General features: G+C 60.2%; 12 protein-coding genes and 1 pseudogene. 7 read left to right on the top strand and 6 right to left on the bottom strand.

Features of this window, described 5'->3' with window-relative positions:
- Window positions 1-264: 264 nt before the first annotated feature.
- From IVB32_RS09390 to IVB32_RS09380, 3 genes are all read left to right on the top strand, one after another.
- Window positions 265-441, top strand: a complete 177-nt coding sequence (locus IVB32_RS09390) for a hypothetical protein (RefSeq protein ID WP_247410234.1) — start codon at window positions 265-267, stop codon at window positions 439-441.
- A 570-nt stretch (window positions 442-1,011) separates the two neighbouring features.
- On the top strand, window positions 1,012-1,233 hold the full coding sequence (locus IVB32_RS09385) for a hypothetical protein (RefSeq protein WP_247410233.1): 222 nt from the start codon (window positions 1,012-1,014) through the stop codon (window positions 1,231-1,233).
- Between the two features lie 195 nt (window positions 1,234-1,428).
- Window positions 1,429-1,698: a hypothetical protein gene (locus IVB32_RS09380; RefSeq protein ID WP_247410232.1), complete on the top strand. Its 270-nt coding sequence runs from the start codon at window positions 1,429-1,431 to the stop codon at window positions 1,696-1,698.
- Here IVB32_RS09380 and IVB32_RS09375 read toward each other — a convergent pair.
- Together IVB32_RS09375 and IVB32_RS09370 are read right to left on the bottom strand one after the other, a co-directional pair.
- Window positions 1,692-1,898, bottom strand: coding sequence for a hypothetical protein (locus IVB32_RS09375; RefSeq protein ID WP_085361080.1), 207 nt, complete (start codon window positions 1,896-1,898; stop codon window positions 1,692-1,694). The genes IVB32_RS09380 and IVB32_RS09375 overlap by 7 nt on opposite strands.
- Window positions 1,895-2,095 (bottom strand): hypothetical protein, encoded by a 201-nt coding sequence (locus tag IVB32_RS09370; protein WP_018454858.1) that lies wholly within the window; start codon window positions 2,093-2,095, stop codon window positions 1,895-1,897. Before IVB32_RS09370 ends, IVB32_RS09375 begins: the two co-directional genes overlap by 4 nt.
- Before the next feature lie 474 nt (window positions 2,096-2,569).
- On the opposite strand from IVB32_RS09370, the gene IVB32_RS09365 reads away from it, so the two are divergent.
- Entirely contained in the window at window positions 2,570-3,346 is a 777-nt protein-coding gene (locus IVB32_RS09365; protein WP_247361426.1) for a DUF4261 domain-containing protein, read from the top strand.
- Between the two features lie 383 nt (window positions 3,347-3,729).
- Window positions 3,730-4,110: a DUF1629 domain-containing protein gene (locus IVB32_RS09360; protein ID WP_346731097.1), complete on the top strand. Its 381-nt coding sequence runs from the start codon at window positions 3,730-3,732 to the stop codon at window positions 4,108-4,110.
- A 261-nt stretch (window positions 4,111-4,371) separates the two neighbouring features.
- Here IVB32_RS09360 and IVB32_RS09355 read toward each other — a convergent pair whose 3' ends face one another.
- The gene (locus tag IVB32_RS09355) at window positions 4,372-4,809 is read right to left on the bottom strand and encodes a hypothetical protein (protein WP_247361429.1); all 438 of its coding nucleotides are present in this window, start codon (window positions 4,807-4,809) and stop codon (window positions 4,372-4,374) included.
- Window positions 4,810-4,847: 38 nt separating this feature from the next.
- On the opposite strand from IVB32_RS09355, the gene IVB32_RS09350 reads away from it, so the two are divergent.
- Entirely contained in the window at window positions 4,848-5,162 is a 315-nt protein-coding gene (locus tag IVB32_RS09350) for a hypothetical protein (protein ID WP_247361431.1), read from the top strand.
- A gap of 488 nt (window positions 5,163-5,650) precedes the next feature.
- Here the strand turns inward: IVB32_RS09350 and IVB32_RS09345 are convergent, their stop codons facing one another.
- Entirely contained in the window at window positions 5,651-6,769 is a 1,119-nt protein-coding gene (locus tag IVB32_RS09345) for an acyltransferase (protein WP_247361434.1), read from the bottom strand.
- 592 nt (window positions 6,770-7,361) lie between these two features.
- Here IVB32_RS09345 and IVB32_RS09340 point away from each other — a divergent pair.
- Window positions 7,362-7,844 (top strand): annotated as a pseudogene (locus IVB32_RS09340) (transposase); the annotation flags it as partial.
- Window positions 7,845-8,105: 261 nt separating this feature from the next.
- On the opposite strand, the gene IVB32_RS09335 reads toward IVB32_RS09340, so the two are convergent.
- Together IVB32_RS09335 and IVB32_RS09330 are read right to left on the bottom strand one after the other, a co-directional pair.
- Window positions 8,106-9,644 (bottom strand): FAD-dependent monooxygenase, encoded by a 1,539-nt coding sequence (locus tag IVB32_RS09335; RefSeq protein WP_247369599.1) that lies wholly within the window; start codon window positions 9,642-9,644, stop codon window positions 8,106-8,108.
- 244 nt (window positions 9,645-9,888) lie between these two features.
- Window positions 9,889-10,233 carry a response regulator gene (locus IVB32_RS09330; protein ID WP_085384639.1) on the bottom strand — a complete coding sequence of 115 codons (345 nt, stop codon included), beginning with the start codon at window positions 10,231-10,233 and terminating at the stop codon, window positions 9,889-9,891.
- Window positions 10,234-10,274: the final 41 nt, after the last annotated feature.

The raw sequence follows: 10,274 nt of genomic DNA, 5'->3' as shown, positions 1-10,274 counted from the left end.
AGCGGAAGAGCACGAGCGGCTGAAGGCGTTGGCCGAAGCCGGCTCGCGGCCGGACGAGATCGCCGGCGAACTTGGTCGCAGCGAAGCCGCGGTGAGGGTGCGCGCCTGGCAGCACGGCATCGCGCTTCGCCTGGTCACGCAGAAGCGCGGACCCTGAAGACCGGCTGGGTCGAAGGCGGGCATCCCGTCGTGTGTTCACTTATGAACGGTCCTCAATCGTCTCTCGACGTACTCTGCGGATGGGCAGCAACACGGGAGCTTGTCATGCTCACCCGCGAGGACTTCGAGACGGATCTCGACCGGCAGAAAATGCACCAGCTCGATGCAACCCAAACGACACGACAATTGCTGCGCCGTTCGCGGGAGCAGATCGCGGCATCGATCTCACTGCTTCAGCAGCAAGTTCCGAAGATCTGGCACCCTGAACGTCCAGAACGATAGAAACCTCTTCCGCCGTTCCCGCGTTTGCGCGCATGGCGGATCAAGACACCAGGCAGCGGCCAATTTGTGCTGCGTGCAACAAACCCATGACATTCATCGACGCGGTGAGTTCACCGGACGGCGCGATGGCCATCTTTCGGTGCTCCCAGTGCAACAAGCTGTTCTGGGAGACGCCCGGGCGAGACCAAAGCCAAAGCCAAAGCCAAAGCCAAAGCCGAAACTAAGGCGTCGAAAAGAAACGGCCCCAGCCCGGGGGGCGAGCTGAGGCCGTGGGGGCGCCGGTCGTGCATCCGGACCGACGCGCGAATAACTTTTTGATCCCGAAAGCTGTTCCTATTTCAGGCGAGCGTGGACATCGCGCGCCCCGATGAAACACGCCTGAAACAGTTCTGAAAGCCGATTGTCTCGAACGCCCCGCCGGCTGCGTCCGACCAACCTAGCGAAAAGGAGATCATCATGATCCAGGTTGGTTCGAAGGAAGAAGTCGCGTTTTTGCTGGCTCTGTTCGGCACCCACACCCAGCCGGTCAAGCGGCCGGCGAAATCGCGGCAGGCGTGAGGCGCTGATCCCATGCCAGGCTTGGCCGAATGCCAGAGCCTCTTGCGGCTTCTGATCGCAAGGGGCGACCCGAAGGCCATCCCGCTCGCGACAGGCGCCATCGATCAATATCTGAACACCGCGCCGGTGTGCATGCGCGGCCGTGGCCTGCGCGTGCTCCAGCGCGACGCGCTCGACCAGCATGGCACTGCGGTCGGCGTGCAGCGCTCGTTCGCGGAAACGGTGGATGCCTAAATCGTCGGGAAGCTTGCGGAGGAGTGAGGGGGCCGAATGTCGTTTCGCCCGTGTCGCTTCCGGCTTCCTGAAGAGGCACGAACGCGGCAGGAGGGAACCGGGAAGTTCCCGGAACCCATTGATCCCCCATAGATTTTTTTGCGGCTCCAGAAACCCTTTGTCCGCTTCGGACCTATTAGGGCAAAGGATGCTGCAATGCCCCGATATTATTTCGACCTGCGCGACGACACCGGTGTAGCGCTCGACGAGGAAGGCTTGGAGCTGGCCAGCTGGCGCGCCGTTCAGGCGGAGGCCGCCAAGTCGGTCGCGGACATGGCGCGCGATGCCATCCTCTCCGCGCCTGCCGCGGGCGGCAGGCAGACGATGGCGATCGACGTTCGCGATGCCAGGGGTCCCGTGATGCAGGTCAAGTTCTCGTTTGCGATCGAGACCTTCAGGACGCCTGCGGTATCACGCGATCATTGACGCGTGAGAACGCCCGGCGGGGATGACTCGGGCTCGAGCACGGCGATCTTGCGGCCGAGCTGCCAGACCTCGACCTTGCCGTGCCGCGTGAACTGCTGCGCGAAGGTGAGGGCGATCGCATCCGACGCGGCCTCGAACGCTTCGGCGGAGCGGAACACGCCGTTGTCGCCGACCAGGTAAGCGCGATATTGCTGGGTCATGTCGGCGGCCTCAGCCCCGGCGATTGCAGCCAGGCGGCAATATGCATGGCGGTCTCGTCCTGCCGCGCCTGGCGCAGCAGCATCTCGCGGCGGCGCCCCGGCGCGAGCGTGCGCGCCTCCTCGCGCAGCCGCGCGGCCTCCGCGGCGAGCCGTTCGTCGAGTGTCGTGGTCTGCTTGAATCGTCGTCGCTTCTGCATGCACGTCTCCCTCGTTCGCGTGGGGCGGGAGCGCTGTTGGGCGTTCTCATCACCGGCAGATGCCAATGGATAAAGCTTACAGCCGTCGTCTGAGAAGAAGACATATCATATGATATGTCGGTGGATTAAATTGCGAGAGCAGGTTCAGTGGTTTGAGCGGGTTACTCAACTTGAGGCAATGTTCACTTTTGGACAGAGGCGAGCTCAGCTCGGGCGGGAAGGGACGCGCCGGATGATCAGCGTGGAATGTGTGGTCTCTGCGCCGGCTCGAGCGCTGCCCAGCTCAGTGCAGCAAAGCCGATGTCATCGTCACGCGCGAGAAGATTTCAGAACAACGTGCGTGTGGCTCGCCACCCGATGCGGGCGAGAGGATGAGTTGACAGTGTTCGCGTTTGTTCTAGCAAGGCAAAAATTCACCTCGGGGCGAAGAGCAGTGTATCTGATCTCGCTCCCAAAATTTGTGCGGGGTAGCCGATGAGCAATTCACTGCTCGCTTTGGTCCTTTTGGACACGCCGGCAACGCCGGACATGGCGGCGCTTGCGAAGGCCCTCCGCGCCCGACATCCTGAACTGGCAACTGAGGTTGCAGAGCATGGAGACGCGCAACAGGCTCAGGCAAACTCGTCGCTCATTCGCTGTGGCAACGAGCTTGTTGCCGTCATGTCGATGCCGGCGCCCATTCCTGACGATCTCGGCTTGTGGTCGCGCGCTTCCACGACATGGCCGCAGGCCAAGGCGGCCGCGGCGCGACATCGAGGGCATCTGATCGTCTCTGTGCTTGGCCAAAATCAGCGTCCGTTGCCCGCCGCTCGTCTCACGACTGCCGTTATCGGCGCATTGATTGCGACGGTGCCGGAATGTTGCGCTGTTGTATGGAATGGCAAGGTCGCACGATCCGCCGATCTATGGTTGGACATGTCCAGCCGATCGTTTGCGCCGTATCCAGACTATCCTTCCTCACTGTGGGTGGACATATTGCCGTTCCGATCAAAGACAGGCATCGGAGCGGTAACGATGGGGCTGTCAGCATTCGCTGAGCGTGAAATCGAGTTCGAGACCCACAAGCTGACACTTCCCACGCTGGTCAATAAGGTGGACGGTCTTGCCGTCTATCTGGTTGAGCACGGGCTTGTGGTCAAAGACGGCGATACGTTTGGTCGCGACTCGCGCGAGCGCTTCTCGGCTCGTTATCAGGCCTCCGATCGATTCGAAGGCTTGCCCGTTCTTTTCTGTACCGATGGTTCGGCATAATTGACTGTAACGATACGCGGAGAGAGTTGCGCGCGTCCCATTCAGGATACGTCATTTGACACGTCGGGCAAAACACTGGCAGAATGGCATGATCGAGATGAATTTGGATCGAGCCCGCGGGGGTTGCCGCGGGCTTTTTTGTTGGCAGTTGATGGCCGTTCTTCGTCGTGCCCCGATGGGCATGATGTTCAATGGGACGTAGTCATGGGCGCGGATAGGGCAGTTTCTATTGCGAAACGACCCAGAGCGCGAAACCACAGCTTTTACGAAATGGGTCCCTACTACAGCGTGGGAGGCAAAGGGGGTATTGGCTCGAGGACGAAAGTATCCTTCCTCCGTACAGGGTATTCCGTCTGCCGGCTTCTACCGCGCCTGCGCGGTTCGTGTTTGATAAATCGGCTGGCAGCTCGCCAATTGACCTGGAGCCTTACTACGGCTGGTGGCTCATTTCGGGTCGGGCAAAAGCAGTATTGGAGTGGCTTGATCCGGAGGCCTTTGTGTTTGTGCAGTGCACGGTGCGAGTGCCGCATGGTAGCTACGATGGCCCGGACTATTGGCTCTGCGATGTTGTTCGCGTCCTTGATGCACTTGATGAAGCGCAATCGCGTTTGACCATCCGAACTGAGGACGATCCTCGCTCCCTCAAATTTGGAAAGAAGGTCTACTTGACCATGCTTGGCTCCAAGCTGAGGCTGCAGTCGGCAAAGCGCATATCTTTCGTATGGCTCATAGCGAGGCTGACGTCGTATGCGATCAAGACATGAAGGATGCCTGCAAGTCGGCCGGTCTGATGCATAGTCAGTGCAGGCCATACTAAACTGTCGGGGCAGCTTAATCCTGGGGACACATACCGTGCAGATTAAGCTACCCGAAACGGACCTCAAATCAGCCCAGAGCCTCCTAACCATTGAACTCAAGGATGGTAGCGGCCAGCACGTGGGCCAATACTTCTTCGGAAAGGGACACGGCCGAACGGTTTTCCTGTTCGGCAAGTACAAGGGCGCCTTCAAAACGCACGCTGAGTGTCAGGCCTTCGTCGACGGCGTTCTTGCAGTGCTCTTCCCCTGAGAGTGGGTAGCAGCGACTGCCCTGAAAGGAGTGGAATGCTGGCGAAGGAAGCTCGCCGAAGCGGAGATACCAGATCGATAGAGGTTTGACATGATGCCTCCAGAACAGACGGGTGCGAACCCTTTACTGCGCGACCACACCCTTGACGCCCACATGGCGGCTTCTTCGACCTTGGTCTTGGAAAGGTCGAGCTCGCGGATCGGGTTGCCATTGGGCGCGAGAAAGGCGATCAGATCGAGGAACGCGGCCTCGGCCGCCCTGATCTCGCCTATGCGCGGGCGCTTGCGGTCGTTGAGTTCGACGCCGCCCAGCTCGGTCACAGCCTCGCTTGCGTCTGCCGGCGGCGCCTGATCGGCCCGCATCTCCGGAGGCTTGGCGTTCGTCTTCGCGTTCATGGTTGCCTCTCGTGGGATTAGAGGAAGTCACCGCCGAAATGATCTTCGAGCTCGTTGTCGCGGCGGTCGTAGATCACCAGCGTTTTGAGTTTCTTGGGCCGGACTTACTTCTGACCAGCAGCGGATCGACGCGATTATCCAACGACGACGTGATGAAACCGGCGCGCATCGAATGTCCGGAGAAGGCCGCCTCGTCGAGGCCGGCGGCCACGATCGGGCTTCGCGATCCGCGCGACGGATCTGTGGGACTGGGCGCCGACGGGGCCGTGTCAATCGACTTCGCCGAAGACCGAGCTGCCATTGGCCGAAAGGCGGGCAATCTCGCATCGATCGTCAAGGAGAGCTGTTTGTAAGTCCGCCCCATGGCAACACCTCCAGATGGAAGTGTTGCACTTCGTTTGTGAACTCAGGAGACCTTTCCGCCTCGAGATAGGCCCGCACCGCGGCCATCGGGTCGACGAAAGCGCCAGGAACCACTAGTCTGCAACGTCAGTCGAGGATCTCACCGGGACCGCCCTCGGAAAGAAAATAGCCGTGAGGTTGCCGATCAACAAAGGACTCGATCTGACGCCTGCGCAGTGGACTGCAGCTGGTGCCGGGCTTTTTTAGTGGTCGTGGCTCGAATACTTGTCTTCGAAGGCTACATCCCGCGAAACTGGGCGATAATCCTGGTCATCATTGGATTTGGTGTGCCGCCCGCTTTGATCGGCTGGCCCAGGAAACGCACGATCTCCCAGGCTCAATGAGGCGGAGGCAGGCCACCGCCGCCGGCTGGAGTCCGTTAAGGGCGGACCCATAGCAGACCTCAGACATAGCTGCCCCTGAGGTAGCGGACAGGATTTCAATGCGTATGCGGCGCCGCCGAACCCGTTTTAGATCGCACGATGTAGGCCTTCCGCAGTCGTAGAAGCGGTTTCTCGAAGAACTCGAATGACAGCCCCGCCAACGGTGCGAATGCCGCGAAAAGCACGCTCGCAGCTGGGAGTGCCCACCAAAAATTGGCGTCTTGGCCGGCACGGTCTTCGATGAGGGGTATCGAGACTTCGCGCAGGAAAAAATGCAGGAGATAAATCGAATATGACCACTCTCCGACCTTGCGAAGGCAGAGATCAACCTTTGGAGGAACGCTTATTCCTGAGTTGTCGTACCACGCCACGAAACTGCCAAAGGCGACGGCCTGCGCCGACGGTATTATTATCCACAATGCTGAGGGAGACGGATAGGCCCCATCGAGGTTGAAGAAGCCGCCCTTGGCATCGAATATTTGCCAGAAGACCAGGAACAGCAGCCCACACGTGAAAGCCAAGATGCGACGTGCCTTTACGCCAAGTCCAGCCGTTGCGAAGAACATGCCCATAAGAAATTGGTCGATCGCCCCGACAATGGTCCAATACGCCACGAGCTGGACCTCTCCGTATTTTACCCAGAGGAGCGCACGCAGGCAGAGGCTTAGACAGATGCCGATGAGTAGGGCACAAGGCCCAAAGCGGTTGCTCAGCGCAAGTAGGTACGGGAACAGCAGGTAGAAGTGAAATTCGACCGTGATTGACCACGCTCCGTTCGGCAATGTCGGCAACAGGACTCCGCGCCAGATCTGATTAAAGTAAATTGGAGACCCAACGTGAAGCTTGCTAAGAATATACCAAGCGACCAAAGACCCGGCGAGCAGAGGTACTAATCTTACTGCTCGACTCCAAAGAAACGCGGGATAGTTGATCGCTTGCCCGTTGACCAGCTTGGCGAATAGGTAGCCACTCAGTGTCATGAAGAGCCCAACGCCAACGTGGCCCTCTTCCACCAGCGCGAAAGGGAACGGCGGCACGGTCGAGAACGGCACCGGAAATTGAGTAGTTAAATGGGTGAAGTGCCACACGAAAACGAGGTAGGCCGCCAGAGCTCTTATGTGATCGAGGCGAGAAAAATATAAGCCACTGCTGGATTTCATGAAATCACGAACCATGCTCGGTCTAAATTGACCAGATATGCTAGGACCAAGTCTTCGGTCTGAGCCTGGAGTGCGGCGTTCCGATAGATGACAATCTCGGACTCGTCAGCCCTGCGAACTATCAACTTCGCCGTCGAGAAGCAAAGCGGCACGCCGAGTTCGTGGGCAACGTCTCGTTAGGCCTGATGCAGAGGCCGGGATCGGCCGACGTGCCGATAGTGTCGTTTTTCACGCGATCGCTTTTGCTGTTGAGGTCTTTGAAGGCGCTGCGACTTCATTTTTGTGATCAACCTAGACGAGCAATCCTTCCAGTTTCATAAGGAGCGGTTCTGCCATGGGCAATTTCTCTCAGAATGGATTGTTTGGTTAGCAAAGCCTTAGTGGAACTGATGATCGTTTAAAGTGGCCGGCCGCAGGGACGCGAGTTCGCATTGGGCCGCCTTCATGGTCCTCTGGTCGCCGAATGCGCCCGTGGAAGATGCGTTGACTGCTTGGTCGCCGGTGAGCATTAGTTGCGCCTCCTCGTATGGATTAAAGGCCGCGCCGGTCGCAAGGCCGTTCGCGTGATCTCAGGGGCCATCGGCGAGCTACCGCGTATGTCTGCTCAATGAAGCGCTTTGTTAAAAGGGCAGATCGCGAGCAAAGCATGCTGTTTCCGGCATCGCTCGATGACTATGTGACCGTGGATAATCCAGTGCGGCGGTCGACGTGTTCGTCGAGAGTCTAGATCTCGGCAAGCTCGGGTTCATCGGCGTCCAGCCATGGGCCGACCCAGCCATCACCCGGGTACGATGCTCAAGCTTACATCTACGGCTATCTTAATTAGGTTCCGTCGAGCTGACGCTTGGAGCGGGAATGCCAGCGCAATATCGAGATGATCTGGTTGACTGGCCAGCTGGCGCCGGATTTCAAGACGATCTTTAAGTTCCGCAAGGACAATGGCAAGGCCATTCGTGAGGTCTGTCGCGAGTTCGTAGCGTTGTGCCGAAAGCTTGAGCTGTTCAGTGCGGCGGGCATCGCCATCGACGGGTCAAAATTCAAGGCCGTCAATTCGCGGGACAAAAACCTCGCAGGGGCCAAGATGAAGAGGCATGAGCACGGAAGCGAAAGGGCGTCTAAATCGCGTTGAAGCAGGTAGGGGCACCGGATGGCCACAATGGATCGCCGATGGGCTAGCATATGAATCGGAAAGGCCGGCTCTGGAATTTGGCTTGCCCGGAAACGCAGCCGCACCGGAAGCCGACGAGCGGCGCAACATCCGAATCTTGAGTCGGGTTGCAAAAACCTGATACTCAACAGCCTGCGGCGAACCGCGGGCTGTTTGTTTCGGCGGCGGGTGCACTGCTTCTCGTTACGCCGCAGGCGCCCCGAACCACCTCGTCAGCGCGTCCGCAAGTCCGTGATGACTTTGATCTCTCACCCAGGCCACGTGCCCGTCCGGCCGCACCAGCACGGCGCTTGGTACTGCGACTTGTCCGATGTTCGGAAGCTCCCAGGCGCCGTCGTGTTCGACATCCACTGTTTTGATGCGATCAGCCCATGGTGCGGTATCGAAGCTATTCTTCTCGCCAAAATTGAACAGCAAGCCCCGCGCGTCGTGCAGCAGCGTGAATAGTCGCAGCGGACGCCCTTCGACTGTCAAATCGAGATCGGGGATGCGGCGCCCGAGCAGTGCGTGTCCTTTGCCGAGATCATAGTGCACGTCGAGCCCGCTCATCATCGCGCCAAAACGCTTACGCGGCTCGTCCATGCCGAGCAGTTCGGAGACGACCTCACGCGCGGCCTTGAGGCCGTCCTCGCCGCGGCGGAGCAAGGCGATTTGCGCCATGGTGTTGCGCAAGGTCCGCGCGCCGACGGGATGGCGCTCGGCATGGTAGGTGTCGAGCAGGGTTTCGGGCGATAGGCCCTTGACCACTTGCGCGAGCTTCCAGCCGAGATTGACGGCGTCCTGCACGCCGGTGTTGAGGCCTTGTCCGCCGACGGAGTGATGGATATGCGCGGCATCGCCGGCGAGCAGCACGCGTCCGCTGCGATAGGACGCGGCCTGCCGTGCCGCATCGGTGAAGCGGGAGATCCAGGACGGGTTTTGGAGCCCGAAGTCGGTGCCGTATACGGCGACGAGGGCTTCGCTGAGATCGCGGGGGCCGGGCGCGCCCGTGCGATCGAGCGTCGCTTCGGTCACGACCACCAGCACGCGCCCACTCGCGGTCTTGCTGAGGCCGTGAAAGCCGAGCGCGTCGTGGCGCAGGCCCCATTCCGGCTCCACTCGCATCTCGACTTCGGCCATGAGGTTGCTCAGCGTCGGACCTGTGCCGATGAAGTCGATGCCGGCGGCCTTGCGCACCAGGCTGCGGCCGCCGTCACAGCCGACCAGATAGTTTGCGCGCAAGGTCTCGCCGCCGGAGAGCGTCACGTCGATGCCGGTCTCGTCCTGCGCAAAACCCGTCACCTCGCGGTTGCGATAGATCGGCACCGCGAGCTCGCTGACCCAGTCAGCCAGGATGCGCTCGATGTGGCTCTGCCGCAGGGCGAGCCCGTAAGCGTGGCGGGTGGGGAGGTCGCTGATGTCGAGCCTGGTCCAGGCGAAGCCAGCGAGCTGGGTGATCTGTCCTTCGCGCAGGAAGCGATCCGCGACGCCGCGCTGGTCGAGGATCTCGATGCTGCGCGCGTGCAAGCCGCCGGCGCGCGTGCCTGTTAGCTCCTGGTCGGCGCGCCGTTCGACCACGGCGACGTCGACACGCGCGAGCGCGAGCTCCGCGGCCAGCATCAAGCCGGTCGGGCCAGCGCCGGCGATCACCACCGCGTGGTCTTTCACTTGGTCTTGCGCGTGGCGGGCGCCAGCCCCTTTGGCGTGGCCGCGCTTCCGGGACGTCGGAAGCAGTACAGGCATGTGATGACCCTTGGTGTTGAATGGTGCTCGGGTCGAGGGTTCTACGGCAGGGTCGGGGGCTTGAAGCAAGCCCGTTGCACACCACATATCTGAGTGGGGAGAGAGAATCCTTTGTCCGCGTTCGCCGCGTTGACACGTCGGGCAAAACACCGGCATAATGCCATCATCGAAAAAGAGTTTGGTTCAACCCGCGCGGACGCGATCCGCTGCGGGTTTTGTTTTGCGTTTTCTGGGCTTGCGACCTTCAGCAGATGCCGGTGGTCCGCTGCATGGTGCTGGCGAGTTCCTCGAACGAAAACGGCTTTCTGATCATGGGAAGGCCGTCGCGCCGGGGTTCACGCCCGGACAATTGCAGGATCTTCAGTTCCGGGCGGTCTCGCCTGGCCCGCTCGGCCAGTTCATGACCGTCCATGCCAGGCATGTTGATGTCGGTAATGAGGATGGAGATATCCTGGTTCTGCTTGAGCCGGTCGAGCGCATCGTGGCCGCTCCGGGCGCTGATGACTTCGCAGCCGAGATCTTCCAGCATGTCAACGATGACGTCGAGCACGCTGGGATCGTCGTCAACAACCAGTACGGTATGGCTCATCGCACAACGTTCCTTCTGAAGGAATAAACGCGGCCGCCGTG

Source organism: Bradyrhizobium sp. 23 (genome assembly GCF_023073295.1).
Taxonomy (GTDB): Bacteria; Pseudomonadota; Alphaproteobacteria; order Rhizobiales; family Xanthobacteraceae; genus Bradyrhizobium; species Bradyrhizobium canariense_D.
The sequence above is the reverse complement of the archived record's forward strand: the minus strand, read 5'-3'. Positions and strand labels throughout refer to the sequence as shown.